This window comes from Caulobacter sp. GW822-FHT01G02 (genome assembly GCF_058802865.1).
Window position 1 is genome coordinate 356,620 of the sequence record NZ_JBXAON010000002.1, and the last position, 26,156, is coordinate 382,775.

Genomic DNA, 26,156 nt, shown 5'->3' on the forward strand with positions numbered 1-26,156 from the left:
CATGCGTAGAGTTGTCGTCACGGGTATCGGCCTGCTGACCCCTCTGGGCCACGGCGTTGACGTTACCTGGAAGAACATCCTCGCCGGCAAGTCCGGCGCCAACCGCATCACGGCCTTCGATCCGACCGACTATGCCTGCAAGGTCGCCTGCGAGGTTCCGCGCGTCGATGGACGCGGCGGCGGCGGTCCGGATGTCGAGGGCTCGTTCAACCCCGACCTGACCATGAGCCCGCGCGACCAGAAGCGCGTGGACGATTTCATCCTGTACGGCATCGCCGCGGCCGACGAGGCCGTCAAGGATTCGGGCTGGGTTCCGGAGACCGACGAGGACCGGTGGCGCACGGGCGTCATCCTCGGTTCGGGTATTGGCGGCCTGTCGACGATCGCCGACACCGCGCTCGAGCTGGAAGCCAAGGGGCCCCGCCGGGTCAGCCCGTTCTTCATCTCCTCGGCCCTGATCAACCTGATCTCGGGCCAGGTCTCGATCAAGTACGGCTTCAAGGGCCCCAACCACGCGGTCGTGACGGCCTGCGCCACCGGCGCCCACGCCATCGGCGACGCCATGCGCCTGATCAAGTACGGCGACGCCGACGTGATGGTGGCCGGCGGCGCCGAAGCGGCGATCTGCAAGGTCGGCATCGCCGGCTTCATCGCCTGCCGCGCCGTCTCCACCGACTGGAACGACACCCCCGAAAAGGCCTCGCGTCCGTATGACAAGGACCGCGACGGCTTTGTGATGGGCGAGGGCGCCGGCGCCCTCGTGCTGGAAGAATACGAGCACGCCAAGGCGCGCGGGGCGAAGATCTACGCCGAAGTGGTCGGCTATGGCCTGTCGGGCGACGCCCACCACATCACCGCGCCGTCGGAAGACGGCGAAGGCGGCGGCCGGGCGCTGGCGTCGGCGATCAAGGACGCGGGCCTCAAGCCCTCGGACATCGACTACATCAACGCCCACGGCACCTCGACCATGGCCGACGGCCTGGAAGCCGGCGCCGTCGAGCGTTTCCTGGGCGACCACGCCAAGAACGTCGTCATGTCCTCGACCAAGTCGATGACGGGCCACTTGCTGGGCGCGGCCGGCGCGATCGAGGGGATCTTCTCGATCCTGGCGATCCGCGACCAGATCGCCCCGCCGACGATCAACCTCGACAATCCCGACGTTCACGTCGCCATGAACCTGGCGCCGAACAAGGCCGTGCCGATGAAGATCGACGTGGCGGTGTCCAACAGCTTCGGCTTTGGCGGCACCAACGCCACCGTGGTGTTCAAGAAGGTCTCGTGAGTAAGAAGCCGTCCGCCTCCCGCGCGCCCAAGCGCTCGCCTGCTCGGGCGAACCGTCGCGAAACCGCATCCGTGGGGCGGCGGCTGATCCGCGCCGTCTTCGGCGCCGTCGCGACTCTGGCCGTGATCGGCATGGTCGCCTTGCTCGGCGCGGCCTGGATCTATAACGGCCCCGGTCCCGCCGCCAAGGCCGGCGACAAGACCACCGTCGTCCTGCGCAAGGGCGCCAGCCTGCCGGAGATCGCCTCCAGCCTGGAGCGGGGCGGGGTGATCCGCTCCTCGTCGATCTTCATGACCGCCGCCAAGGTCACGGGCGCGGCCCGGACGCTGAAGGCCGGCGAATACGCGTTCGCCAGCCGCGCCTCGATGGCCCAGGTGCTGGACGCCGTCCGCCACGGCCGTATCGTCCGCCACTGGATCACCATTCCCGAAGGCCTGACCTCGGACATGGTCATGGACATCCTGGCCAAGTCGGACATCCTGGAAGGCAGCGCCGCGACCCCGCCCGAGGGCGCGATCCTGCCCGAGACCTACGAGGTCCAGCGCGGCGAGGACCGCGCCGCCGTGCTCAAGCGGATGATGGACGACCGCGACAAGCTGCTGAACCAACTGTGGGCCAACCGCCAGTCGGGCCTGCCCTACCAGTCGAAGGACGAGGCCGTGATCATGGCCTCGATCGTCGAGAAGGAGACGGGCGTGAAGGGGGAGCGGCCGCAGGTGGCCGCGGTGTTCATCAACCGGCTGCGCACCGGCATGCGCCTGGATACCGACCCGACCGTGATCTACGGCATCTCGCGCGGCCGTCCGCTGGGCCGCGGCCTGCGCCGGTCCGAGCTGGATGCGTTCACGCCCTACAACACCTACAGGATCGAAGGCCTGCCGCCGACGCCGATCGCCAACCCAGGCCGCGCGGCCCTGGAGGCGGCGCTGAACCCGGCCAGGACCAACGACCTCTATTTCGTCGCCGACGGCACGGGCGGCCACGTGTTCGCCTCGACGCTGGAGCAGCACAACGCCAACGTCGCCAAGTGGCGCCAGATCGAACGCAACCGCGCCGGCGCCGGCGCGCCCGTGGTTGCGGCCCCGCCGGCCGCCAAGCCGCTGGCGGGGGGCTAGGCATGTCGATTTCGGGGATGACGGGCTTCGCCCGGGTCGAAGGCGCCCACGGCGCCTGGACCTGGGCGGTCGAGGCCCGCAGCGTCAACGGCCGCAATCTCGAGACCCGCTTTCGCGGTCCGCCCGGCTTCGAGAGCCTGGAGCGCGCCGCGCGTGAAGGCTCCCAAGGCCGCTTCCAGCGTGGCCAGCTGACGCTCAACGTCCAGGCCAAGCGCGCCGAGACCTCGGGCGAGACCCAGGTCAATATAGCGGTCTTGGAGCGCTATCTGACCGCCGGTGGGCCCTATGTGGCCACCGGCATGGTCGCCAAGCCCGCCCTGGACGGCCTGCTGGCCCTGAAGGGCGTCATCGAGGCCCGCGAGGACGAGGACGACGCCGAGACCCGCGCCGCCGTCGAGGCCGGCATGGCCGCCTCGATCGGCCAGGCCCTTGATGGCCTGAAAATCGCCCGCCTGGAGGAAGGCGCGGCCCTCGATCCGGTGCTGAACGGCCTGATCGACAGAATCGAGGATCTGACCCGCCAGGCCGAACACGAGGCCTCCGGTCAGCCCGCCATTCTGAAGGATCGCTTCGCCCGCCGCATGGCCGATCTGATCGGCGAGGCCGCTTCCGAAGAGCGCATCGTCCAGGAAGCCGCCGTCCAGGCCGTGAAGGCCGACGTGCGCGAGGAGCTCGACCGTCTGGCCAGCCACGTCGCGGCCGCACGCGCGCTTCTTTGCGGCGAGGGCGCGTCGGGCCGCAGGCTCGACTTCCTCTCCCAGGAATTTATGCGAGAATCCAATACCCTCTGCTCGAAATCGGCCCTGACCGCTCTGACCGCGATCGGTCTGGAGCTGAAGGCCGTGATCGAACAGTTCCGCGAGCAGGTCCAGAACGTTGAATAAACCCCACCACAATACCCGCGGCCTGCTGTTGATGGTCGTCGCGCCCTCGGGCGTCGGCAAGACCTCGCTGACCCGCCGCCTGGTGGCCGACCACAACGACCTGCACCTGTCGATCAGCTACACCACGCGCGAGCCGCGGCCGGGCGAGCACGATGGCCGCGACTATAACTTCGTCACCCGCGAAGCGTTTCAGGCCATGATCGACCAGGACGCGTTCCTGGAGTGGGCCGAGGTCTACGGAAACTTCTACGGCAGCCCCAAGCCGCCGATCATGCAGGCCCTGGAGCGGGGCGAAAGCGCCCTGTTCGACATCGATTTCCAGGGCGCCATGAAGGTCCATGCCCAGGCCGGGGAAGACAGCGTGCTGGTCTATATCCTGCCGCCGTCGCTGGCCGAGATGAGCCGCCGCCTGCACGCGCGCAGCCAGGACAGCGAGGAGGTCATCCATCGCCGTCTGTCGCGCGCCAAGGACGAGGTCGCCGACTGGGAGCGCTTCGACTACGTCATTCTCAACGAGGATTTCGATCGGGCCTATTCGGACCTGGCCCACATCTATCACGCCGAACGTCTGAAGCGGGCTCGTAACCCGTGGATCGGCGACCTGGTGGGCGACCTTCTCAAGGAAGAGATCTAAGCTCGGCGGCGGGCTTTCACCCGCCGCCGAGGCCGTTCGCCCTAAAGCGCGCGACGGCCGAAGATCAGGTGGTACAGCGCCAGGATGACGACGGCGCCGATCGTGGCGACGGCGAGGCTGTACAGGTTGAAACCCGACACGCCGCCATTGCCGAACTGATTGAACAGCCAGCCGCCGACGAACGCGCCGACGATGCCGAGCACGATATCGAGCAGCACGCCGCTGCCGGAACGGTTGACGAGCTTGCTGGCGATGAAGCCAGCGATCAGGCCCAGAAGGAGCCAGGCGAGAATGGACATCGTAGGGACTCCGTGAGCGGCCGCCCTGTGCGGCCTTGCCCAATCAAGTCCCGGACGGTCACGTTAGTTCCCGCGTATGCGCGCCTGCACGAGGGCGATCAGTTTTTCGGCCGGCGGTCGGCCGAACGCGATGAAGAGCCCCGAGCCCAGAACGGCTCCGATCAGGAATGTCAGATCCATCGCTACTTCCTCGGGAGCGCGATAGCCGAAAGTGGACGCCGGGTTCGGCGGCCATCGCGCGTCAAACAAAGATGATTGAGAGAGCTATTGCAGACGCGCTGTGGCCAAGCCAAGGCGACAAGGGGGCGCTGCGACGATCGGTCTTGGCTTCGCCCGCTCAGGCGGCGCCTTTCGCCAAAGAGGCCTGGGGGGGCGCGATGATGCTCATCACGCAGGTCAGGCCCTCGGGGGCGTAGTCGAAGGTCGCCGAGCCGGCCAGGTCGCCCTTGAGGCTGGCGGCGATCAGGCGCGAGCCGAACCCGCCGCGTTCGGGCGGCCTGACCAGCGGGCCGCCGCGTTCGCGCCACTCGACGGTCAACAGGGTATGGCCGCCCAGACTCCAGGATACGGCGACTTGGCCGGTCTCGATCGACAGCGCGCCGTATTTCGAGGCGTTCGTGGCCAACTCGTGAAAGATCATCGCCAAGGCGAGGGCGGCGTTCGGCGCCAGGGGCAGGGGCGGCCCGTCCAGTCTCACCTGGCTGGCATAGGGTTTCAGCGCCTCGGCCAGCAACTCGCCCAGGTCCGCGCCTTCCCAGTTGCGGCGGGTGAGCAGGTCGTGGGCGGAGGCCAGGGCGTAGACGCGATCGTTGAACTGGGCGAGGCCGTTCTGGTCGCCTTCACGGAGGCTGTGGCGGGCGAGGGACTGGACCACCACCAGGGTGTTCTTCACCCGGTGGTTCAGCTCGTTGATCATCAGCTGCTGGCGCTCGGCGGCGCGGCGGGCGTCGTCGTCACGCGCCCGCAGGATGGCGGCGGCGGCCCGCAGCGAGCCGCGCACCTCGGCGATCTCCTGCAGGTGCGAGGGGGCCGGATCCAGCGGCCGGCCGGAGGCCAGAGCCTCGGCCTCGGCCACCAGGCCCCGGACGTCGCGCGAGATGGGGCGGGCAAAGGCGAGCGCCGCCGCCACGCCCAGGGCGATCAGCAGGGCGGCGCCGGCGATGGCGGGGCCTAGCGAGGTCAGCACCGTCCTGTTCAGCTCCTCGCGCGGCACCCCGACGATGAAGGTCCACCCATAGGTCGGCGAGCGGCTGAAGGCCGACAGGGTCTGGACGCCGTCGAGGGTGTGGGTCCGCACGACGCCGTCGTTCGCCCGCGCCATGGCCTGGCGCATGTCCAGGCTGGCGTGTTTGCCCACCATACTTTCCTGATCACGCGAGCGCGCCACCAGGGCCGCGTTGCGGTCGACGATGCTGGCGGTCCAGGTCTCGGGAAACGTCTGGGCGGTCATCAGGGCGTGGAAGGCCGCCGGTTGCTGCATATAGGCCAGCACCAGCAGCTTGCCGTTGACCAGGACGGGCATGTTCACGCCGATGATCGGACCGGCCCCCCGGCGCGGGATCAGGTTGCTGACGTTCGACTTGCCCGTGGTCATCTCGCGCCAGGACGTGGGCGAGACGGGGGCGTAGGGCGTCGGCCGGCCCGGGGCTATCCGCGTGTTGATCAACTGGGCGTCGTGGGTCATCAGCACGATCCAGCCTTCGCGCCCCTCCACGGCCTCGCGAGCCTGCTTTTCGAAGGTGGCGAGGTCGCCTTGGGCCAGGGCGGGCGAGACGGCCAGGCCTTGCAGAATGCTCTGTCCCTGGCCGATCTGGCGATCGGTGGCCAGGGAGAGGGCCCGGGTCATGGCGATCAACTGGGTGGAGAAGCGGCGCTGACCCTCCGCATACTGCTGGGCCGCCAGCGCGCCCATCAGCAGGATGGCGGGGGCCGCGAGGGTCAGCGCCATGAAGAGCAAGCGCCGCGCAACCGTCGATGGCGCCTTCACCGCGCTTTTGATAGTCACATTCGCCCCACTTCGCCTGGCCAAGGCTCGAGAGCGCCGGCCCCACCGTCAATAGATTTCGGGGCAGATTAGCCGTGGTGACGGGTCAGCATCCAGAGGGCCATCGCCACCATCAGCAAATTTTCGGTCAGGGACACGAAACCCAGCGGCACGTTGGTGTCTCCGCCAACGCAGGCGCATTTCAGCTCGCGCTTGTCGATATAGACCGCCTTGAACACCGAAACCGCGCCCACGCCGCCGATGAACAGGCCCAAGGGCGCGGCAAATCCCGTCAGCACGCCGGCCGCCATCAACACCCCGGCCGTCAGCTCGGCGAAAGGATAGACATAGCCGTATGGAACCCAGCGGCGGGCCAGCAGGTCGTAGTTCAGGAACATGGTCGAGAAGGTCTCGACGTCGCGCAGCTTGAGCATGGCCAGCAGGCTCATGGAGAAGGCCACGAACCACTCGGCGGCCTGCGCCGTCAGGGGCGTATGGAAGGCCGCCTGGCTGGCCGCCAGGGCGATCAGGGCGGCGACGGCGAAGACGGCGATCACCGGGGTGTAGGTCAGCGCCTTGGGATCGCGGACCCTCGCGCCGAAATGTCGGCGCAGATCGTCGTAACCGCCGATCCGCTGTCCGTCGATGAAGGCCTGGGGCGTGGTCTTGACGTCGTGCTCGGCCTTGAAGGCGTCGGTCTCGGCGCGAGTCTTCAGCCAATGATCCTCGACGACATAGCCTTTGGCCTTCAGCAGGTGCATCGCCTTCAGGCCATAGGGGCAGACGTGCCCGGGCATGACCATGCGATACAACACGGCGGTTTTCACGGGACTCATCGCTTGAACTCCTTGGCGCGCGACTGGGTCCGCCCCATGTGGGGTCCGTACCATGGTACGGAGTCAAGGCATGGCCAACACGATCGCGACCTTGGCGCGCGAAGGCGGAGTCGGGGTGGAGACGGTGCGCTACTACCAGCGGCGGGGTCTGTTGCGAACGCCCGACAAGTCCGGCGGTTCGGCGCTGTCCGGCGGCATTCGGCGCTACGACGCCGAGGACCTACGGCGGCTGAAGTTCATTCGCGCCGCGCAGGGCGCCGGGTTCACGCTGGAACAGATCGGCGAGTTGCTGGCGCTGGACTCCGGCGAGGACCGCGCGCGCGCCAGGGCCCTGGCGCGGGAACGGATCGCGGCGCTGGATGAGAAGATCGCCGAACTGCGGGCGGCGCGGGCCTCCCTCGACAAGCTGGCGCGCGCCTGCGCGGCGTCCGACACTGGCCCGTGCCCGATCATCGCGGCGTTCGAGGGCGCCTAGACCAAGATCGCCAGGGCCGAGAAGCCGAGCAGGGCGCAGGCGATGGACAGGCGGACGATCATGGGAGCCTCCCTGGCGGTGTTTAGCCAGGAAGCATCCGTCCAGATGAACCTAAGCTGAAGCTTGGCTCAGGCTCGCCCGCGCCAGCGCCAGGAAGCCGGCCAGGTCGATGACCTCCGCGCGGGCGTCGGGGCTGATGCCGGCCTTTTCGCACAGCTCGCCGCCGCCCAGCCCCTTGAGGCTGGAGCGTAGCATCTTGCGGCGTTGACCGAAGGCGGCGGCGGTGACGCGTTCGAGGGCGGCGATCAGGTCGGCCGGCGGCGGGTCCGCCTTGGGCACAAGGCGAACCACGGCCGAGGCGACCTTGGGCGGCGGTGTGAAGGCCTTGGCGGGCAGGTCCATGACCGTCTTGGCGTCGCACAGCACCTGGGAGATCACGGCCAAGCGGCCGTAAGCGTCGTCGTCGGTATGCGCGACGATGCGGTCGGCGACTTCCTTCTGGAACATCAGGGTCATCGACAGCGGCTTGAAGGGCCCCGTGAGCCAGTTGATCAGAAGCTGGGTGCCGACGTTGTAGGGGAGGTTGGAGACGACGTGAGCCGGCCCGCCGGCGGCCTTCAGCGCGTCGACCTTCAGGGCGTCGCCCTCGACCAGCTCCAGGCGGCCGTCGGCGACCTCGGCGAGGTCGGACAGCAGGGGCAGGAAGCGGCTGTCCTTCTCGATGGCCACGACCCTGGCGCCAGTCTCCAGCAGGGCGCGGGTCAGGCCGCCGGGGCCCGGACCGACCTCGACCACGACATCCCCTTCGCCGATTTGCGCCAGGCGGGCGATCTTGCGGGTGATGTTCAGGTCCAGCAGGAAGTGCTGGCCGAAGCTCTTGCGCGCCAGCAGGTCGTGGCGCTCCAGGGCCTCGCGCAGGGGCGGCAGGTCGGCCAGGCTCATCGTCTCTATCTTTCAGGCGCCCCGGCGGGCGGCGATGTCGGCCGCCAGCTTGATGGCGGCGATCAGGCTATCGGGACGGGCGAGGCCGCGTCCAGCGATGTCGAAGCCGGTGCCGTGGTCGGGCGAGGTGCGCACGATCGGCAACCCCAGGGTGATGTTCACGCCGCCCCAGAAGTCCAGCATCTTGACCGGGATCAGGGCCTGGTCGTGGTACATGCACAGCACCCCGTCGTAGCCGAGGCGGGCGGCCGGGTGGAACAGGCTGTCGGCCGGGGCTGGCCCGAAGGCGTCGACGCCCAGGTCCTTCAGGGTGCGGACGGCCGGGGCGATGATCTCGATCTCCTCGCGACCCAGGGCTCCGCCTTCGCCGGCGTGCGGGTTTAGGGCGGCGACGGCCAGGCGGGGCCGCTCGACGCCGAAGTCCTGGCGCAGGGCCTGGGCGGTGACGAGGCCGCTGTTGACGATGCTCTCGACGGTCAGGGCGGCCGGGACCTTGGCGATGGCGGTGTGGATGGTCACCAGCGTCGCCCGCAGGTCGCCGGCGGCCAGCATCATCACCGGACCGCGCGCGCCGTCGAAGGTCGCCGCGGCGGTCAGCTCGGCCAGGAACTCGGTGTGGCCGGGGAACTTGAAGCCGGCCTCGTAGAGCGGGGCCTTGGCGATCGGCGCGGTGACCAGGCCCGAGACGGCGCCGGACAAGGCCAGGCCCACGCCGGTCTCGATCCAGCGGATCACCTGCGGCGCATAGGTCGGCGAGGGCTGGCCCGAGACGACCGGGGAGAGCAGGGGGATGTCGATAACCGGCAGGGCTTGCGCGAAGACGCCCGCGGCCTCGTGGGGACCCGTCACGGCGCGGACCTTCACCCCGCCGCCGGCCGAGGCCAGCAGTTGGGCGTCGCCCACCACCACGAAGACCGGACCGTCCTGGCGCAGGGCGGCCCAGGCCTTGGCGATGATCTCCGCGCCGACGCCGGCGGGATCACCAGCGCTGAGGGCGAGCGGGCGGAGTGTCACTGGGTTCTGGCCTATCGGGTCTCGATGGTCGCCTGGTTGCGCAGGTCGCGCAGGTAGCGCTTGGAGATCAGCGCCAGCTGCTGGCCGCGCAGGCGGTTCTCGATCTGATCGTGCGACGGGGCGTTGGCGCCGCCCTGGCGCTTACCGCAGACCGCGATCAGGTGCATGCCGGCGTCGGTGCGGATCGGATCCGAGATCTGGCCGACGTCCAGCTTGTTGGCCGCTTCCTGGAAGGCGGGGGCCAGGTCGGTGATCTCGGCCTCGCCGAGGTCGCCGGCGACCAGGCCATCCACCTTGCCGGCGGTGGCTTCCAGGCTCGTGCAGTTGGCGATCTTGGGCTTCAGGTCGGTCAGCAGCTTGGTGGCCGCAGCGACCTGGGCCTCGGTGGCGTCGGCGGCCAGCGGGGCGGCGACCTGCTTGAGGTCGACGATCGCGGTCTTCGAGCCGGCGCGCTTGTCGCGCAGATAGACGATATAGACGCCGTCCTTGACCGCGATCGGCTTGGACAGCTGGCCGGGGCGCAGTTCTTCGAGCGCGGCGTCGACTTCCGGCGGCATCTCGCCCGGGCTGACCCAGCCCACGTCGCCGCCGTTGGCGGCCGTGGCCGAGGCCGAGAACTGGCGGGCGACAGCGGCGAAGGGCGCGCCTTGCTGCATCTGGTTGACCAGCTGGGCGGCGCCGTTGGTCGCCACCTCCATCCCGCCGACGCGGGCGGCGTCGAGGAAGACCTCGCTGACCTGGTACTGCGGCTTGGCCGCCGCGTCGGCCAGGCGGCGCTGATAAGCCTTGATCTGGTCTTCGCCGATGCGCAGGCGCGAACCGTAGCGGCCCTGGATCCAGCCCTGCCACGAAGAGTCGGCGCGCAGCTGGGCGCGCCAGGTGTCCAGGCCGATGCCCTGCTGGACCAGCGACTGCTTCAGCTGCTCGGCGGTCATCTTGTTGGACTGGGCGATGTCGCCGATCTGCTCGTCGACTTCCTTGTCGGTCGAGATGATCGAGATCTTCTGCTGCTTCTCGACGCGCTTGAGCTCCTGCATCTGCAGGTGCTCGTCGATCAGCGAGCGCAGGGCTTCCTGCTCGATCTGCGGCAGGTTCTCCGGGGTGGCCTGCATGCCCGAGGTGGCCATCAGCAGGCGCATGCGCTGCATCAGGTCATAGCTGGAGACGATCTCGTCGTTGACGACCGCCGCCACGCTTTCCGACAGCGGGTTGGCGGGCGCCGGCGGCGCGGCGGCCGGAGCCGGCGGGGCCGCGACCTGAGGCGGAGCCGCCTCTTGCGCCTGAAGAGCTTGCGCGGGCAGGCCGAGGCTCGCCACGGTCAGGGCGAGAATGGACGCGGCGCCGGCCGCGAAAGTCGTGACGCTACGCGCAGACCGCATGGATAGTGTCGTTCCTCTAGTCCCTGGCCGCACCCGGCGGGCGCGGTCGGTTATCACGTTTTCCGAAGTGACGAACGCCAAATCTGACGTTTCCCCCTGGTCGACCGAGCGGTCGTCGCCCCCGAGACACACCGGGCGGACGCGCGCGGACGCGGCACGCCCCCCCAAGCCGTGTTCACTCATTTGGTCACGTATCCTGCTGCGCCCAATGTGGCGAACGAAAGGCTGAACACGATCGTATGGTCAGGCTGCAGGCGCAGACCGGTGGCCGTCGAGGCGTAGCGGTCCTGCTGCTGGTAGATCACGTCGATGCGGATGCAGTCGTCCTGGTAGGCGACGCCGAGGTCGCGGCGGCGCCAGACGTCGGCGACCATGTCGCGCGCGCCGTAGGTGGTCAGCGACCAGTGCTTGGTCACCTTCAGTTCGCCGCGGGCCTCGAAGCTCTCCTGGCGGCTGCCGTTGGAATCGAGCTCGTCCTTCAGGTAGCGGACCGAGGCGTAGCCACGGGTGGTGAAGGCGTCGACGCCGGTTTCCAGGCGCTTGATCTCCTGGGTGTCCGAGTCGAGGCGCGTGCGGGCGAAGGCGGTGATGCCGCGGACCGGCGTGACCGTCGCGGCCACCACCCAATCGGACGACTTTTCCTGCAGGCCGGTGCGGGCCGGCAGGAGGGGATCGAACTTCGACCGGAAGCTGCGGCCCACCAGAATGCTGCCGCTGCGGCCGCCCGGCAGGGTGTAGGTGGCGCGGCCGCCGAGGTTCAGGCGCTGGCCGCCCTCATAGAGGTCGAAGCCAGGCGACTTGTTGGCCGAGAAAAGGTTGGTTTCGTCGAACTCCAGCGTCGCACTGTCCTCGTTGTAGAGGTAGGTCGTGGTCCCGTTGCGGGCCACGATGGTGGGCACGCGCGAACTGTCCGAACCCACGGCCACCTGAGCCAGGGGCTCCAGCACGACGTTGCCGCCGTTCTTCAGCGGCTTGTAGAACGGCAGGCTCAGGTCCACGCCGCCCACGCCCAGGGCGCGGGTGTAGGTGTCGTTGTCGCTGTCGCCCAAGGCCGCCGCGGCCGGCGTGATGTACGATTTGATCGAATAGGCGTCACCGCGGGCCTGGGCGAAGGGCGAGACCTTCAGGCCGTTGCCGACGATGGTGCTGGAGCGCCAGTCGGCCTTGAAGCTGGCGCGGCTGGAATCGACACCGTTCTGGCCCTTGTAGTCGGGCAGGTAGTAGGGCGGTTCGCCGTATTGCGACTCCGAGCGGTTGAGCATGACGCCCGAGCCTTGCAGGCGCAGACGACCGCCCAGGACCGGGGTGTCGGGTTCCCAGCGGGCTTCGACCAGCGGGCCGATCAACGGGAAGGCGCCGCTGTTCTCGAAGGCGTTCGCCGAGTTGGTCGTCGGATTGATGCCCACGACGCGCAGGCCCTGGATCGAGACGGCCGTCACCGAGAACCACGACCGGGCGTCCTGGCGGGTGGCGTAGATCTGCGAGGTCAGACGGTGGTCGTCGCTCGTGAACAGGCCACGCTGCACATAGACGTCGTTGATCTTGTACTTGTCGAACAGCAGGGCGTCGGAGACGCGCTCGGCCGTGAAGCCCCACTTCCACTTCTCGTTGATGTCGAACTTGCCGTTGGCCAGGATGTAGCTGCGGGCGGTCGACTGACCGAATCGGTCGCCGTGAATGTCGAAGTCCTTGTCGTAGGTGAAGCCGCCGCGCGCCTCGATCGCCCCCGAGTAGAAGCGTTTGCGGTAGTTCACGTTCAGGAACGGATTGACGCCCGTGCTGATCTGCGGGGCGATGATCACGTCCGACGACGGTGAGATCACGTAATAGTAGGGCTGGTTGTACGAGGTGCCCCGGCCCTTGGAGAAGTCGATCTTCGGCGCTAGGAAGCCCGAGCTGCGCTTGGCCTGCGGATCCGGATGCCAGAACAATGGCATGTACAGGATCGGCGCGCCCCACAGACGGATGGTGGCGTTCTTGTAGTAGATCAGCTGCTTCTGCTTATCCTGCACGATCTTGTCGGCCGAGACCGACCAGGTCGGCGTCGGCTTTTCGGCGCAGACCTCGCAGGGGGTGTAGATCGCCCGGTTCAGTTCCTGGATGTTGGCGTTGCGCCGCACGGCCGTGACCGAGGCGATCTTCATGTTCTGGTCGAGACGGGCCGCGAAGTTCTGGGCGAAGCCCGCCTTCATGTCCTTGTCGACTTCCATGTGATCGGCGAACTCGGCGGTGCCGTCCGGATTGATCAGCTGGACGTGGCCGTTGGCCGTGATCTCGCCGGTCTTGGCGTTGTAGATCACCTCGTCGGCGCGCAGCGTGCGGCCCTGATAGCGGCTCTGCACCTTGCCGCGCGCCGTCATGATCTGGTTGACGTCGTCCCGGATCAGCAGGTCGGATTCGAGGTAATAGCCCTCGTCCGTCAGGCCGTCGGAAGGGGCGGCGGGAACCACCGGCGTCGGCGGGATCGTGGCCAGGCTTTGCTGAGCGTGGGCCGCGCCCGCGCAGGCGAACGCCAGCCAGGCCGCGCCGCTGAACAGCAGCGCGCGGCAGGCGGACGGGACGCTGGGACGCGTTTCAGTCATGAATGACCCTGGCAGCAATGACTCACCCATCTTCCGTATAGCAAAGCAAAGTGAAGCCCGCCAAAAGCGCGACGGTTGGCGGTGTCCATGCGGCGATGAACGGGGCCAGAACGTCGGCCTTGCCCAAGGTGCTGCATAGCTCGTTGAAGAAAAAGAACCCAAAGCCCAGCGCGACGCCAGAACCGGCCAGGGCGGCCAGGCCGCCAAGCCGCATCAGGCGAAGCGAAAAGGCCGCCGCCAGCACCGACATGGCGGCGAACAGGATCGGCGTGGCCAGGTCCTGCTGCAGCCGCAGCTTGAACGGCGCGGCCGAAAAGCCGGCGTCCTCGGTCCGCTGGATCGTCGCGGGCAGCCGCCACAGGGCCACGGCCTGGGGCGTATTGAAGCGCTCCGACGCGGTGCGGTCGTCGAGATTGGAGGGGATCGACAGGCTGTCGGAGCGGATCGCCCCGGCGCCGGGCGTGGCCTCGCGCACGCCGGTCAAGCGCCAGAAGCCCGGCTCAAGCCGCGCCTCATTGGCCTCGATGCGGCGGGTGAAGTCCATCACGCCCTTGTTGTTCAGGGTGTAGACGAACAGCGACACGCCCCGCAGGCGCACCGAGCCGTCGATCAGGTCCCGGTCCCGGGCGCGGATGACGATCTGGGTCTTGTCGTCGCCCTGACGCAGCCAGGTGCCCTTGGGGGCCTCTTTCAGGTAGCCATTCATGACCCGATCGCGCTCGGTCTCGAACTTGGCGGTCATGGCCGTGGTCAGCGGGTTGAGCAGGGTGATGCTCAGCAGTCCGATGAAGAACGAGGCCATCGCGGCGGGCATGATGAACCGCCAGGCCGAGACCCCGGCCGCGCGCATGGCGATCAGCTCGCTGCGCCGGTTCAGCTCGACGAAGGCCCACATGGTGCCGAACAGGAAGACGAACGGGGCCAGCACCAGGATGGTGGCGGGAGCCTGCAGGAAGGTCAGATACAGAAGCTGGAAAAAACTGGCGTCCGCCCGCGTGCCGACGTTGCGGGCGATGTCGACGAAGGCGATCAGCATCACCATCGCGCCCAGCACGGCCAGGGCCGCCACCAGGGCGCTCATGGTGCGCTTGAGGACGTAGCGTTCCAGCATGCCCATGGTCAGCATCACGCGGCCCCCGACAGGGCGGGGGCGGCCTTGGCCATCCGGGCGGCGCGGCGCGGCGAGACCTTCTGGCGGAAGACCTGCGACAGGCCCCACCACGTGGCGGCCAGCGGCGCCATGTACTGCAGGACGTTCAGCCAGGCGTTGTCCTCGCACGCGGCCTGCACGCCGAAGCCGACGATGCGGACCACGGCCGCGGCGGCGCCGACGGCGGCCATCCGCTTGCCGTAGCCCATGCGGCTGAACGAGCCGCCCAGCACGGCCGCCAGGGCCATGGTCATCAGGGCGATGTTGTAGAGCGGGGCGGCGAAGCGCGAATGGCCTTCCGCCAGCAGCTTGCCCTTGTTCCGCTGCTCCCAGTCCTGGGTCAGGTCGGGAAAGAACAACTCGTGCGGATAGCGGTCGGCGATCTTGTAGTGCAGCAGCTCGTCGGTGTGCGACAGGCTGGAGAGGTCGAAGGTGTACTCGTCGAACGAGGTGTACTGCAGCACGCCCTGGCGCGAGAACTGCTGGTTGGAGCCATGGCGCATGATCAGCACCGGCTCGCCCCGGCGGGTGGCGATCTCGGCTTCGCGCGACGAATAGGTCGAGGCGCCGCCGTTGGCCGTGTCCTGGTGGATGAACAGGTTCTGGATCTTGTTGTCGCGGTCGATCGACTGGGCATAGACCGTCAGGCCCGGACCCGGTTCGGTGAACTGGCCTGGCTGGACCAGCGTCGAGGCGACATCGGTCTTGATGTCGAAGGACGTCTCGCGGATCTGGCGGGCGCTCCAGGGCTGCAGCCACAGGCCCGAGACCAGCGACACCAGGGCCGCGATTACCGCCAGGCGCATGGCTGGCGAGATGACGCTCCAGCGGCTCATGCCGCCGGCGAAGCAGACGACGATTTCCTGCTCGGTGTGCAGACGGTTCAGCGCCACCAGCGCGGCCACGAACAGGGCCAGCGGCATCATGATGCCGAGAAGCTGGGGCAGGGCCAGGACGATGATCTTCAGGAACACCAGCGCGCTCTGGCGCTGTTCCACGAGCACGTCGAACTCCGACAGGCTGCGCGCCAACAGCGCGAGCGCCACCAGGGCCGCCGTCGCCAGCAGCGTCGGGCCTAGCAACTGCCGGAAGAGATAGCGTTCTATGAGGCGCATCGAGTGGGGGTTCGGGCGGATGGATTCGTGGGACGAACCCCGAAGATGGGTCGTTCTACACGGGGGCTTCGCGTCGACACAACGGGGGACCTGACTTAGCTGTGCCGAGTGCGGCCCAACGGAGCCTTTTCTATGGCGCGGCATTGGACTATGCCGCCTAGTTCAAGATTGAGTGGCGGCGCGTCGTGACGCGTCACATAGAAGTCGCCCAACTGCAGGAGCGCGGCATGCGTATCGAGTTCGTCCCCGTCGACACCCAGGCCGGCGCCACGGCCGCCCTCGCGGTCCTGGCTCATGAGGGCGCGGCCCTGTCGCCGGAGGCCAAGGCCGCCAACGAGTCGACCGGCGGCGCCCTGGCGCGCGCCATCGCCGGCGGCCGCTTCACCGGCGCCAAGGGCCAGACGCTGGACGTCGTCGCGCCCCATGGCCTGGAAGCCGCCCGCCTGGTGCTGGTCGGCGTCGACGGTTCGGGCGCGGTGGAGCCGGAAGCGGTCGAGACCGCCGCCGCCTCGGCCTATCAGGCCATCAAGACCACGGGCGTCACCGAGCTGGTCCTGAAGCTGGGCGCTGACGCGGAGAGCGCCGCCCGCGCCGCCTTCGGCGCGCGCCTGGCCGCTTATCGCTTCGACAAGTACCGCACCACCGAGAAGGCCGACAAGAAGCCCTCGGTCCAGGTGGTGAAGGTCGCCGCCGCCGATCCGGTCAAGGCCCAGAAGGCCTATGAGCCGCTGGCCGCCCTGGCCGACGCCATCGTCTTCAGCCGCGACCTCGTTTCCGAGCCGGCCAACATCCTGCATCCGGAAGAGTTCGCCGCCCGCGCCAAGAGCCTGGAGAGCCTGGGCCTGGAGGTCGAGGTTCTCGGCGAGGCCCAGATGGCCGAGCTGGGGATGGGCAGCCTGCTGGGCGTCGGCCAGGGCAGCCGCCGCGAGAGCCAGCTGGTCATCATGAAGTGGACGGGCGCGGCCGACAAATCGGCCCAGCCGATCGCCTTCGTCGGCAAGGGCGTCACCTTCGACACCGGCGGCATCTCGATCAAGCCGGCCGACGGCATGGAAGACATGAAGTGGGACATGGGCGGCGCGGCCGCCGTGACCGGCGTCATGCACGCCCTGGCCGGCCGCAAGGCCAAGGTCAACGCCATCGGTATTCTCGGTCTCGTCGAGAACATGCCGGACGGTAACGCCCAGCGTCCCGGAGACGTGGTCACCTCGATGTCGGGGCAGACGATCGAGGTCATCAACACCGACGCCGAAGGCCGCCTCGTGCTGGCCGACGCCCTCTGGTACTGCCAGGACCGCTTCAAGCCGCAGTTCATGATCGACCTAGCCACCCTGACCGGCGCGATCATCATCTCGCTGGGGCATGACTACGCCGGTTTGTTCAGCAATAACGATGGCTTGTCGGAAAAACTTCTCGCCGCCGGCAAGGCCGAACGCGAGAGCCTGTGGCGCCTGCCGCTGCCGGCCGCCTACGAGAAGCAGATCGAAAGCCCGATCGCCGACATGAAGAACATCGGCGGCCGTCCGGCCGGCTCGATCACGGCGGGCCTGTTCCTGCAGAAGTTCGTCAACGGCGTGCCGTGGGCGCACCTGGACATCGCCTCGGTCGCATGGAAGAAGCCCTCGACCGACCCGACCGTGCCGGACGGCGCGGCCGGCTACGGCGTTCGCTTGCTCAACCGCCTCGTCGCCGACGCCTACGAAGGCTGAGCATGACCGCCGCGCCGTGCGAGGTCTGGTTCTACCACCTGGAGCGTTCGCCGCTCGAGGCGGTGCTGCCCGAGCTTCTGGAAAAGACGCTGGGCAGGGGCTGGAAGGCGCTGGTGCGCGGCGGAGATCCTCGGCGCATCGAGGCGCTGGACCAGCACCTCTGGACCTGGCGCGAGGACAGCTTCCTGCCGCATGGCCTGTCCAGCGAGCCGATGGCCGAGCGCCAGCCGGTGCTGCTGACCGCCGAGGACGGCAACCCGAACGCCGGTGACGCGCTGTTCCTGATCGACGGCGCCGAGCCGGGCGATCTGACCGGGGTGTCGCGCTGCATCCTGCTGTTCGACGGCCGGGATGATCAGGCGCTGGCCATGGCGCGCGGACGCTGGTCCGTCTTCAAGAAGGCCGGGCATCCGGTGTCCTACTGGCGCCAGGGCGCCGAACGCGGTTGGGAGAAGCAGGCATGAAGCGGGTACTGTCGGCGATGGCGCTGGGTCTGATCCTGGCCTCGTGCTCCAGCGCGCCCGAGCCGGCCCCGCCGCCGCCGCCCAGCACGCCCACCGCGCCGCCGGCCATCGCGCTGCCCGCCAAGCCGCCGGTCGCCGAGGCCGCCAAGGATCAGTGCGGACTGAAGGACGCCCAGGCCTTCGTCGGCAAGTCGCGCACCAGCCTGCCGGCTCCGGTCGACCCCTCCCGCTGGCGCGTGGCCTGCACGACCTGCCCGGTGACGATGGACTACCGCGCCGACCGCCTGAACATCCTGTTCAACGCCGACACAGGCGTCGTCCAAGAGGTCAAATGCGGTTAGAAATCGCGTTATGCCAAGCTTTTCTGGCGTTTTCCCGGATCGGATGAAATAACCGAATCCACCGGAGATTCCTGACCGGCCGGTTCAGAGCATGGTCGACCAGCCAACGATCGAGCCCAAGACTCGCGATGACTTAGCGGCCACGCTTCTGGCCGCTTTGGGCGTCGCATTTGGCTTTGCCGGCCTGGCCTATCTCTGCGTCGAGATTCCCCGCGCTTATAGTCAAATCTCGCCGATCTGGCTGTCGAACGGCTTCCTGGCCGCGTGTCTGCTGTCGTCGCCGTCGCGGCGCTGGCCGGCTCTGGTGGTCGGCGGGCTTCTGGGCGCCCTGGCGGCCGGCGCCCACGCGGGCGACAGCCCGACGATCAACGCCATCCTGGTGACGCTGAACATCTCCGAGGCGCTGCTGGCCGCGGTCGCCGTACGCCGTATGACGGGCGAGGCGATCGACCTGGGCCGACCGCGCGACATGCTGGCCTTCGTCCTGCTGGGCGGGTTCATGGCCCCGGTGATCGTGGGGGGCGCCGCGTCGTCGATCTACACGCTGCTGCGCGGCGGCGACCTCCTGAGCAACGTCACCGGCTGGGTGCTGAACGACATCCTGGGCATGTTGACCGTCGGCCCCTGCCTGCTGGTCCTGTTCAAGGCCAAATTCTATCTGCGCGAGCGCCCCCTGACCCGCGACGGGGCGCTGTCGATCGTCGCCTGCGGCCTGATGACCGCCGCCGTCTTCGGCCAAACCAAGTATCCGTTCCTGTTCCTGGTGCCGCCAGTCATGTTGCTGGCGGCGTGGCGCCAGGAGGTGCTGGGCGCGGTCCTGGGCGTGGTGCTGGTGGCGGCGATCGCGCTCGTCTTGACCATCGCGGGCCACGGACCCATCCACCTGATCCTGTCGGGCCCGGCCACGCAGTCGGCCGTGCTGCAGCTGTTCCTGGCCGTCTCGACCTTCGTCGCCCTGCCGGTCGCCGCCTTCCAGCGCCAGCGCCGCGCGATCATAACCGAGCTGGTCGAGACCAGCGCCGCGGCCGAACGCAGCGAGGCCAAGTTCCGCCTGCTGGCCGAGAGCGCCCTGGACATCATCGCCCACAGCGACCTGCACGGGCAGATGACCTACATCTCGCCGGCCGCCCTTTCGATCATGGGCTATCCGCCCGAGGACCTGCTGGGCACGGGCTATATGAAGACCCTGCACCCCGACGACCTGGCCAAGATCGGCGAGGTGGTCCGCGTTCAGCGCGAGTGCCGCGACGCGGCCTTGGCCCCTCCGGCCGCCACCGTCGAGTACCGCGCCTTCCGCAAGGACGGCGACATGATCTGGCTGGAGTCGCGGCCGACCCTGGCCTTTGACCCGCTGACCGGCGTCCCCACCGGCATCACCGACATCATCCGCGACGTCACCGCCCGCAAGACCCTGGAGCTGGACCTGCGCGCCGCCCGGGCCGAGGCCGAGACCGCGGCCGCCGTGAAGGGCGAGTTCCTGGCCAATATGAGCCACGAGTTGCGCACGCCGCTGACCGCCGTGATCGGCTTCGCCAACCTGGCGGCCGACGAGCCCGACCTGTCGCCGCGCGCCCGGCGCTACCTCGACCGCATCGCCGCCGGGGGACAGACCCTGCTGACGACGATCAACGACATCCTCGACTTCTCGCGGCTGGAGGCCGGACGCATCGCGCTGAACGTCCGACCGACCGGCGTCGCCGATCTGGTCGCCGAGGTGCTGGAGCTGACGAGCGCCGGGGCGATGGCCAAGGGCCTGACCCTGGACGCCGATGGCCTCGCGACGTTGCCGGCCCAGGTGATGATCGACCCCGAGCGCGTGCGCCAGGTGCTGGTCAATCTGGTCGGCAACGCCGTGAAGTTCACCGACGCAGGCAAGGTCAGCCTTGCCGCCTTTCACCACGAGAACCGGCTGCGCGTCGCCGTGGTCGACACCGGGCGCGGCGTGGCGGCCGAGGATCAGGCGCTGCTGTTCGCCCGCTTCTCGCAGATCGACGCGGCCCTTAACCGCCAGCACGGCGGCGCCGGCCTGGGCCTCGCTATCTCGAAGGGGCTGGTCGAACTGATGGGCGGCGAGATCGGTGTCGAGAGCGAGGAGGGCAAGGGCGCGCGCTTCTGGTTCGAGATTCCGGCCGATGTCGCCCAGACCGACGATGAGGCCTCTCATGACGACCTCGTTCCGTTACCGCCGCCGGGCAGCCGCGTGCTGGTGGTCGATGACAACGCCGGCAACCGCGAACTGGTCCGTTCGGTGCTTGAAGCGGTCGGAGTCGAGGTCGCCGAGGCCCGAGACGGCGAGGAGGGCGTCGCCGCGGCGGCCGCGGAGACCTACGACGCCATCCTGATGGATCTGCGCATGCCGCGGCTGGACGGCGTCTCGGCCGCCCAGCGGATCCGGGCCGAGCGGGGGCCCAGCGCCGGCGCGCCGATCATCGCCTTCTCGGCCGATGTGCGGTCGGGACCGCTGGACCCGGTGTTCGACGGCGCGACGCCCAAGCCGCTGACGGTGATGTCGCTGCTGTCCACCCTGGCCCAGGCCATGAGCGAACCGATCCCCGCCACCGTCTAGGCGAGGCTGTCGTGGAGGTTCAAGGGAACGCCGCCCTGGGACCACAATAGGCGGCTAGCGCTTGCCGACGCCCGGGAACATCGCCACGCCGTCCTCGAACACGCCCAGATAGCCCAACTCGCCCAGCAGCGGCGTCAGGTCCTCGGCCATGTCGCCCGAGTGGGGCAGGTGAGCGGGGCGGCCTTCCTGGTCGTGCAGACGGTAGACGGTCCACATCTTGCCCTTCGGCGCGGCCGCGCCGGGCTGGATGAACCTATGCTCCCAGCCGACCAGGGGCGGCGCGCGGCCGACCTCGATGTCGAAAGGGCGGTCGCGGAACGCCAGGTCCATCTCGATCCGCATGGCCTCGCCAATCCGGGCGTTCACCCAGTCGGCGAACGCTTCCAGGACGACGGACGCGGACAAACCTTCCGGATTGGCCACGACATGGTTGCGAGGATGGGCGGTGCTCATGGCGGGCACCCTGCGCCCACAGGTGTCGCGGAAGCGCTAAACTTCTTGGTTCACGAGGGTTTACCCTAAACCCTCGATGTCTCCGGTGAAGCTCACGCCTCCGCCGCCGCCAGTTCCTCGGCCAGGGTCATCCAGGTCGCCTCGGCGTCGTCCAGCTTGGCCTTGGCGTTGTCGCGGCGCTTGGTCAGCTCGGCCACTTTGGTGGGATTCTTATAAAGCTGAGGGTCGGCCAACTGGGCTTCCAGCTCGTTCACCTGCCGCGTCGTGCGCATGACGACCTGCTCGGCGGCCTCGATCTTGCGCTTCAGGGGCTCGATGGCGACGGACTTCTTCGGCGCGGAAGCCGCCGGTTCGGGCTCGCGGGCCACCTGGGTCGGCTTCACGGCCTGCTTGGCGCGGTCCAGCACGAACTTGGCGTAGTCGTCCATGTCGCCGTCGAACGGTTTCACCGTGCCGTCGGCGGCCAGCCACAGGCGGTCGGCGACCAGCTCCATCAGCGAGCGGTCGTGGGTGATCAGGATCACCGCGCCCATATAGTCGTTCAGCGCGTCCAGCAGGGCGCGGCGGCTGTCGATGTCCAGGTGGTTGGTCGGTTCGTCGAGGATCAGCATGTGCGGCGCGTCCATCGCCACCATGTTGAGCAGCAGTCGGGCCCGCTCGCCGCCCGACAGGTTGGCGACCGTGGTCTCCTGCTTCTCGAAGCCGAGGCCGAACTGGGCCAGTTTCGAGCGGCGCGAGCTCTCCGAGGCGTCCGGCATGGCCCGGCGGATGATTTCCAGCGGGGTGTCGGCCGGGTCCATCGCCTCGATCTGGTGCTGGTGGAACCAGCCGACCTTCATCTTGCGGTCGCGGTGGAATTCGCCCGACTGCACGCCCAGCGCGCCGGCGATCATCTTGGCGAAGGTCGACTTGCCCGCCCCGTTGACGCCCAGCAGGCCGATGCGGTCGTCCAGGTCCATGCGCAGGTTGAGGTTCTTGAGGATCGAGCGGCCTTCCTCATAGCCGACATTGGCCCGCTCAAGGCGGATCAGCGGCGGCGCCAGCGGGCGCGGCGGCGAGGGCAGGGTGAAGGGCGCGACGCGCTCCTCGATGGTGGTGGCCACCGGCTCCATCTTGGCCAGGCGCTTCATGCGGGACTGCGCTTGCGCCGCTTTGGAGGCCTTGGCCTTGAAGCGGTCGACGAAGGCCTGCAGGTGGGCGCGCTCGGCGTCCTGCTTGGCCTTGGCCGACAGCTGCAAGCGGGCTTTCTCGGCGCGGCGCTTCTCGAAGTCGTCGTAGCCGCCGGTGTAGAGTTCCAGCTTGCCGCCGGCCAGATGCAGCATGTGCGTACAGCTGTTGTTGAGCAGCTCGCGGTCGTGGCTGACGATCAGGGCGGTGTGCGGGTACTTCTGGAGCCTCGCTTCCAGCCAGAGCGCGCCTTCCAGGTCGAGATAGTTGGTCGGTTCGTCCAGCAGCAGCATGTCCGGCTCGGCGAACAGCGCCGCGGCCAGGGCCACGCGCATCCGCCAGCCGCCGGAGAACTCGCTCATCGGCCGCGCCAGGTCATCTTGCGTAAAGCCGAGGCCCACCAGGATTTCCGAAGCCTTGGCGGGGGCGGCGTCGGAATCGATCTCGATCAGCCGGGCCCAGATCTCGCCCATCGCCTCGGGATCGGCCGTCTCCAGCCGGGTCAGCAGGTCGTGGCGCTCCTCGTCGGCCTCCAGCACCGTATCCAGCAGGGTGAACGGCGTGGCCGGGTGCTCCTGGTCCACCGAGCCGATCCGCGCGGACTTGGGCAGGCTGATCTCGTCGTCGCCGGCGTGCAGCTGGCCCAGGATCAGCTTGAACAGGGTCGACTTGCCGACGCCATTGCGGCCGATCAGACCGACCTTGGCGCCCGGCGGCAGGCTGACGCTGGCGTGGTCGAAGAACTTCCGACCCCAGGCGTTGAAGGTCAGGTCACGGATCTGAAGCATTTTATGAAGGTTACGCGTCGGGGTTGGCGGGGAGGAGGCGCCCGGCTATAAGCCCGCAACCTCCCAATCCACAACTTTTCTGTGAGATCACTCCGTGACCGAACGCACCTTCTCGATCATCAAGCCGGACGCCACCCGTCGTAACCTGACCGGCGCCATCAACGCGGTGATCGAGGCCGCTGGCCTGCGCATCGTCGCTCAGCGCCGCGTGCGCCTGACCGAAGAACAAGCCAAGAAGTTCTACGAAGTCCACGCCGAGCGTCCGTTCTACGGCGAACTCGTCGCCCAGATGACCGCCGAGCCGGTCGTTGTGCAGGTGCTGGAAGGCGACAACGCCGTGGCCAAGTACCGCGAAGTCATGGGCGCCACCAACCCCAAGGACGCCGCCGAAGGCACCATCCGCAAGCAGTTCGCCCTGTCGATCGGCGAAAACTCGGTCCACGGTTCGGACAGCCAAGAGAACGCCGCGATCGAAATCGCCCAGTTCTTCACGGACGACCAGATCGTCGGCTGATCCAGCCTGTCATTTTCGGATGACGCCAAGCGCCCGGATCGGTGACGATCCGGGCGTTTTCTTTTGAATCGAATATCGGGGCTGGCGTTGAAAGACTACAGGCGCGGCGAAGTGGCGCTGGCGATCACCCTTTCGGGCGTGGCCGGCTATGTGGATGCGATCGGTTTCCTGAAACTGGGCGGGTTCTTCGTCTCGTTCATGAGCGGCAACTCCACGCGGCTGGGCGTGGCGCTGGCGACGATGGACTGGAAGGGGGTCCTGACGGCGATCACCCTGGTGGGCTCGTTCGTCGGCGGGGTAGTGCTGGGGGCGCTGACGGCCCGCGTGTTCGGCGAGAACCGTCGATCTCCGGTGCTGGTCTTGGAGGCGGCGCTGCTGGCCGTGGGCGCAGGCCTTCTGACGGCCGGATTCGATACGGCCGGGGTCACCTGCGTCGCCATGGCCATGGGCGCCGAGAACGCGGTCTTCCAGCGCAACGGCGACGTGGCCGTGGGCCTGACCTACATGACTGGCACTCTTGTGCGGGCCGGCCAGCGTATCGCTGGCGCCCTGGCCGGCGGCGAGCCGAACGACTGGCCGCGGTTCGTCCTTCTGTGGATGGGCCTGACCGCTGGCGGGGCGCTGGGCGCCCTGACCTACCTGACGATCGGAGCGTCGTCCTTGTGGGTTGGCGTGGCGATCCTAACCGGCGCGGCCCTGTGGACCGAACGGCGCTGGCGGTCGGTCTAGAGCCTGTCTCGTTTAGATGGAACCGTCTAAACGAGATAAACAGGCTCTAGGATTTCTCGATCTCGCCCGCCATCGCTATCCGCTTGGCCATATCGAAGTCGGCGGCTATGCGTGTGCGACGCAGCAGCGGCGCGCCGATCGTCCGCAGCAGGTCGCGCAAGACCTGCCGCGAGGCGCCGCAGAGGATCACCTCGCCGTCGGCCAGGGTGCGGCGCAGCAGGTCGGCCAGGGCGAAGGCGCCGGTCGGGTCGACCATCGGCGTATCCTCCAGGCGCAGGATGTAACAGCGCTTGCGGCCGGCGACGTCCTCCAGTGCGTCCTTGACCAGGCTGGCGCTGCCGAAGAATAGCGCGCCGCGGAACGTGATCACGGCCACGTCGTCGGGCAGGCCGAAATTGGGGGCGTAGGGCTCGCGCGAGTCGCCCTCCAGGCCGTCGAGGGCGATCGGCCCCTCGCCGTGCCGCACCTCGGCCAGCCGGGCCATGCGATGCATGAACACGAAGGCGGCCAGCACCATGCCTACCTCGATGGCAAGGGTCAGGTCGACCAGCACGGTCAGGGCGAAGGTGGTCAGCAGGATGGCCCGCTCGCCGTTCGAGGCGCGCAGCAGGGCCGCGAACCGGTGCAGTTCGGCCATGTTAAAGGCCACGATCATCAGGATCGCCGCCAGGGCCGCCAGCGGTACGAACCGCATCAGCGGGGCGGCCAGCAGCATGAACAGCAGCAGGAAGGCGGCGTGGGCCATGCCGGCCACTGGCGAGCGGGCGCCGGCCCGGATGTTGGTGGCCGTGCGGGCGATGGCTCCGGTGGCCGGCATGCCGCCGAACAAGGTCGCGCCGATGTTGGCCACGCCCTGGGCGACCAGCTCTGCGCCCGACCGGTGCCGACGGCCGGTCATCTGGTCGGCGACGACGGCCGACAGCAGCGACTCCACCCCGGCGAGCAAGGCGATGGTGAAGGCGCTGGGCGCCACCGCCTGGGCCTTGGCCATGGACCAGAACGCCAGGCTGGGAGCCGGCAGGCTGGAGGGCACGCCGCCAAAGCGCGATCCGATGGTCTCGATCGGCGGATGGGCCAGGGCGACGAAAACACCCCCGGCGATAGTCGCGACGAGGAACCCAGGCGCCTTGGGCGCCCAGTGACGCAGGGCCAGGATCAGGGCCAGGCAGGCCAGCGCCAGGACGATGGTGGGCGGACTGAGGCTGGCGCGGGCTTCCCACAGGGCCGCGAGCTTCGGCAGGAAGTCCGCCGGGACGTTCTCCGCCGTCAGACCCAGGAAGTCCTTGATCTGGCTGGTGAAGATGATCACCGCTATGCCGGTGGTGAAGCCCGTGGTGACCGGGTCGGGAATGTACTTGATGAAGGTTCCCAGGCCCGACAGTCCGGCTAGGACCAGGATGCCCCCGGCCATCAGGGTCGCCATCAGCAGGCCGTCATAGCCGTGCTGGGCGATCACCCCGTAGACCACGACGACGAAGGCCCCGGTTGGGCCCCCGATCTGGAAACGGCTGCCGCCTAGCAGCGAGATCAGGAAACCGGCGACCACCGCCGTGACCAGGCCGCGGTCCGGCGTGGCTCCCGAGGCGATGGCCAGGGCCATGGACAGGGGCAGGGCGACGATGGCGACCGTGAGGCCCGCGATCAGGTCGGCGCGAAAGTCGGCGGCCGCGTAGCCCTGGCGAAGCACCGTCGCCGTCTTGGGTTCGAACAACCGCCAGTTCAGGCCCATGGCTC

Annotated in this window: 23 protein-coding genes; 11 read left to right on the plus strand and 12 right to left on the minus strand. The window is 68.5% G+C overall.

Translation table 11 applies throughout. The annotated features are described in order from the left end of the window. Window position 1 precedes the first annotated feature (1 nt). From fabF to gmk, 4 genes are read left to right on the plus strand one after another with little or no spacing between them, the layout of a single operon-like run. Window positions 2–1,282, plus strand: coding sequence for a beta-ketoacyl-ACP synthase II (gene fabF / locus AC1RNC_RS07150; RefSeq protein ID WP_492884929.1), 1,281 nt, complete (start codon window positions 2–4; stop codon window positions 1,280–1,282). Next, window positions 1,279–2,397 (plus strand): endolytic transglycosylase MltG, encoded by a 1,119-nt coding sequence (mltG, locus tag AC1RNC_RS07155; protein WP_492884931.1) that lies wholly within the window; start codon window positions 1,279–1,281, stop codon window positions 2,395–2,397. Before fabF ends, mltG begins: the two co-directional genes overlap by 4 nt. A 2-nt stretch (window positions 2,398–2,399) precedes the next feature. Continuing rightward, window positions 2,400–3,281: a YicC/YloC family endoribonuclease gene (locus AC1RNC_RS07160; protein ID WP_492838092.1), complete on the plus strand. Its 882-nt coding sequence runs from the start codon at window positions 2,400–2,402 to the stop codon at window positions 3,279–3,281. After that, window positions 3,274–3,915, plus strand: a complete 642-nt coding sequence (gmk, locus tag AC1RNC_RS07165; RefSeq protein ID WP_492884933.1) for a guanylate kinase — start codon at window positions 3,274–3,276, stop codon at window positions 3,913–3,915. The genes AC1RNC_RS07160 and gmk overlap by 8 nt, the downstream gene beginning before the upstream one ends. 41 nt (window positions 3,916–3,956) lie before the next feature. Here the strand turns inward: gmk and AC1RNC_RS07170 are convergent, their stop codons facing one another. From AC1RNC_RS07170 to AC1RNC_RS07180, 3 genes are all read right to left on the minus strand, one after another. After that, window positions 3,957–4,214, minus strand: a complete 258-nt coding sequence (locus AC1RNC_RS07170; protein WP_099577473.1) for a GlsB/YeaQ/YmgE family stress response membrane protein — start codon at window positions 4,212–4,214, stop codon at window positions 3,957–3,959. A gap of 337 nt (window positions 4,215–4,551) precedes the next feature. Continuing rightward, window positions 4,552–6,219: a sensor histidine kinase gene (locus AC1RNC_RS07175; RefSeq protein ID WP_492884935.1), complete on the minus strand. Its 1,668-nt coding sequence runs from the start codon at window positions 6,217–6,219 to the stop codon at window positions 4,552–4,554. A 68-nt stretch (window positions 6,220–6,287) separates the two neighbouring features. Then, on the minus strand, window positions 6,288–7,034 hold the full coding sequence (locus tag AC1RNC_RS07180; RefSeq protein WP_492884937.1) for a MauE/DoxX family redox-associated membrane protein: 747 nt from the start codon (window positions 7,032–7,034) through the stop codon (window positions 6,288–6,290). Window positions 7,035–7,104: 70 nt separating this feature from the next. Here AC1RNC_RS07180 and AC1RNC_RS07185 point away from each other — a divergent pair, with 70 nt between their 5' ends. Continuing rightward, on the plus strand, window positions 7,105–7,509 hold the full coding sequence (locus tag AC1RNC_RS07185) for a MerR family DNA-binding protein (protein WP_492838087.1): 405 nt from the start codon (window positions 7,105–7,107) through the stop codon (window positions 7,507–7,509). Window positions 7,510–7,620: 111 nt separating this feature from the next. Here the strand turns inward: AC1RNC_RS07185 and rsmA are convergent, their stop codons facing one another. From rsmA to lptF, 6 genes are all read right to left on the minus strand, one after another. Beyond that, window positions 7,621–8,451, minus strand: coding sequence for a 16S rRNA (adenine(1518)-N(6)/adenine(1519)-N(6))-dimethyltransferase RsmA (gene rsmA, locus AC1RNC_RS07190; protein ID WP_492884939.1), 831 nt, complete (start codon window positions 8,449–8,451; stop codon window positions 7,621–7,623). 12 nt (window positions 8,452–8,463) lie between these two features. After that, a complete protein-coding gene (gene pdxA / locus AC1RNC_RS07195; protein ID WP_492884941.1) occupies window positions 8,464–9,465 on the minus strand; it encodes a 4-hydroxythreonine-4-phosphate dehydrogenase PdxA in 1,002 nt (333 codons plus the stop codon). An 11-nt stretch (window positions 9,466–9,476) separates the two neighbouring features. Next, on the minus strand, window positions 9,477–10,844 hold the full coding sequence (locus AC1RNC_RS07200; RefSeq protein WP_492884943.1) for a peptidylprolyl isomerase: 1,368 nt from the start codon (window positions 10,842–10,844) through the stop codon (window positions 9,477–9,479). A gap of 179 nt (window positions 10,845–11,023) precedes the next feature. Beyond that, window positions 11,024–13,456, minus strand: a complete 2,433-nt coding sequence (locus AC1RNC_RS07205; protein WP_492884945.1) for an LPS-assembly protein LptD — start codon at window positions 13,454–13,456, stop codon at window positions 11,024–11,026. Continuing rightward, complete coding sequence (gene lptG, locus AC1RNC_RS07210; RefSeq protein ID WP_492838699.1) at window positions 13,449–14,555, minus strand: LPS export ABC transporter permease LptG; 1,107 nt, start codon at window positions 14,553–14,555, stop codon at window positions 13,449–13,451. Before lptG ends, AC1RNC_RS07205 begins: the two co-directional genes overlap by 8 nt. Then, window positions 14,552–15,691 (minus strand): LPS export ABC transporter permease LptF, encoded by a 1,140-nt coding sequence (gene lptF, locus AC1RNC_RS07215; RefSeq protein WP_492838697.1) that lies wholly within the window; start codon window positions 15,689–15,691, stop codon window positions 14,552–14,554. The genes lptG and lptF overlap by 4 nt, the downstream gene beginning before the upstream one ends. 227 nt (window positions 15,692–15,918) lie before the next feature. On the opposite strand from lptF, the gene AC1RNC_RS07220 reads away from it, so the two are divergent. The 4 genes from AC1RNC_RS07220 (at window position 15,919) to AC1RNC_RS07235 (ending at window position 20,771) form a co-directional block, all read left to right on the plus strand. Next, complete coding sequence (locus AC1RNC_RS07220) at window positions 15,919–17,400, plus strand: leucyl aminopeptidase (protein ID WP_492838695.1); 1,482 nt, start codon at window positions 15,919–15,921, stop codon at window positions 17,398–17,400. Between the two features lie 2 nt (window positions 17,401–17,402). Continuing rightward, complete coding sequence (locus AC1RNC_RS07225) at window positions 17,403–17,864, plus strand: DNA polymerase III subunit chi (protein ID WP_492884947.1); 462 nt, start codon at window positions 17,403–17,405, stop codon at window positions 17,862–17,864. Further along, a complete protein-coding gene (locus AC1RNC_RS07230) occupies window positions 17,861–18,205 on the plus strand; it encodes a peptidase inhibitor I78 (protein WP_492884949.1) in 345 nt (114 codons plus the stop codon). Before AC1RNC_RS07225 ends, AC1RNC_RS07230 begins: the two co-directional genes overlap by 4 nt. 91 nt (window positions 18,206–18,296) lie before the next feature. Further along, window positions 18,297–20,771, plus strand: coding sequence for an MASE1 domain-containing protein (locus AC1RNC_RS07235; protein WP_492884951.1), 2,475 nt, complete (start codon window positions 18,297–18,299; stop codon window positions 20,769–20,771). Window positions 20,772–20,825: 54 nt separating this feature from the next. Here the strand turns inward: AC1RNC_RS07235 and AC1RNC_RS07240 are convergent, their stop codons facing one another. After that, the gene (locus AC1RNC_RS07240; RefSeq protein WP_492838687.1) at window positions 20,826–21,224 is read right to left on the minus strand and encodes a hypothetical protein; all 399 of its coding nucleotides are present in this window, start codon (window positions 21,222–21,224) and stop codon (window positions 20,826–20,828) included. A 92-nt stretch (window positions 21,225–21,316) separates the two neighbouring features. Then, on the minus strand, window positions 21,317–23,179 hold the full coding sequence (locus tag AC1RNC_RS07245; RefSeq protein WP_492884953.1) for an ABC-F family ATP-binding cassette domain-containing protein: 1,863 nt from the start codon (window positions 23,177–23,179) through the stop codon (window positions 21,317–21,319). A gap of 94 nt (window positions 23,180–23,273) precedes the next feature. On the opposite strand from AC1RNC_RS07245, the gene ndk reads away from it, so the two are divergent. Further along, window positions 23,274–23,693 (plus strand): nucleoside-diphosphate kinase, encoded by a 420-nt coding sequence (ndk, locus tag AC1RNC_RS07250; protein WP_492884955.1) that lies wholly within the window; start codon window positions 23,274–23,276, stop codon window positions 23,691–23,693. Window positions 23,694–23,780: 87 nt separating this feature from the next. Beyond that, complete coding sequence (locus tag AC1RNC_RS07255; RefSeq protein WP_492884957.1) at window positions 23,781–24,422, plus strand: YoaK family protein; 642 nt, start codon at window positions 23,781–23,783, stop codon at window positions 24,420–24,422. Window positions 24,423–24,468: 46 nt separating this feature from the next. Here AC1RNC_RS07255 and AC1RNC_RS07260 read toward each other — a convergent pair whose 3' ends face one another. Then, complete coding sequence (locus tag AC1RNC_RS07260) at window positions 24,469–26,151, minus strand: SulP family inorganic anion transporter (RefSeq protein ID WP_492884959.1); 1,683 nt, start codon at window positions 26,149–26,151, stop codon at window positions 24,469–24,471. Window positions 26,152–26,156 lie beyond the last annotated feature (5 nt).

Bases quoted from the DNA above. Each gene is read 5' to 3' on its own strand.
- AC1RNC_RS07200 (WP_492884943.1), bottom strand. From the start codon at position 10,844: ATGCGGTCTGCGCGTAGCGTCACGACTTTCGCGGCCGGCGCCGCGTCC.
- AC1RNC_RS07240 (WP_492838687.1), bottom strand. From the start codon at position 21,224: ATGAGCACCGCCCATCCTCGCAACCATGTCGTGGCCAATCCGGAAGGT.
- rsmA (WP_492884939.1), bottom strand. From the start codon at position 8,451: ATGAGCCTGGCCGACCTGCCGCCCCTGCGCGAGGCCCTGGAGCGCCAC.
- lptF (WP_492838697.1), bottom strand. From the start codon at position 15,691: ATGCGCCTCATAGAACGCTATCTCTTCCGGCAGTTGCTAGGCCCGACG.
- AC1RNC_RS07220 (WP_492838695.1), top strand. From the start codon at position 15,919: ATGCGTATCGAGTTCGTCCCCGTCGACACCCAGGCCGGCGCCACGGCC.
- AC1RNC_RS07245 (WP_492884953.1), bottom strand. From the start codon at position 23,179: ATGCTTCAGATCCGTGACCTGACCTTCAACGCCTGGGGTCGGAAGTTC.
- AC1RNC_RS07235 (WP_492884951.1), top strand. From the start codon at position 18,297: ATGGTCGACCAGCCAACGATCGAGCCCAAGACTCGCGATGACTTAGCG.
- AC1RNC_RS07205 (WP_492884945.1), bottom strand. From the start codon at position 13,456: ATGGGTGAGTCATTGCTGCCAGGGTCATTCATGACTGAAACGCGTCCC.
- AC1RNC_RS07160 (WP_492838092.1), top strand. From the start codon at position 2,400: ATGTCGATTTCGGGGATGACGGGCTTCGCCCGGGTCGAAGGCGCCCAC.
- AC1RNC_RS07170 (WP_099577473.1), bottom strand. From the start codon at position 4,214: ATGTCCATTCTCGCCTGGCTCCTTCTGGGCCTGATCGCTGGCTTCATC.
- AC1RNC_RS07225 (WP_492884947.1), top strand. From the start codon at position 17,403: ATGACCGCCGCGCCGTGCGAGGTCTGGTTCTACCACCTGGAGCGTTCG.
- fabF (WP_492884929.1), top strand. From the start codon at position 2: ATGCGTAGAGTTGTCGTCACGGGTATCGGCCTGCTGACCCCTCTGGGC.
- AC1RNC_RS07180 (WP_492884937.1), bottom strand. From the start codon at position 7,034: ATGAGTCCCGTGAAAACCGCCGTGTTGTATCGCATGGTCATGCCCGGG.
- AC1RNC_RS07260 (WP_492884959.1), bottom strand. From the start codon at position 26,151: ATGGGCCTGAACTGGCGGTTGTTCGAACCCAAGACGGCGACGGTGCTT.
- AC1RNC_RS07185 (WP_492838087.1), top strand. From the start codon at position 7,105: ATGGCCAACACGATCGCGACCTTGGCGCGCGAAGGCGGAGTCGGGGTG.
- AC1RNC_RS07230 (WP_492884949.1), top strand. From the start codon at position 17,861: ATGAAGCGGGTACTGTCGGCGATGGCGCTGGGTCTGATCCTGGCCTCG.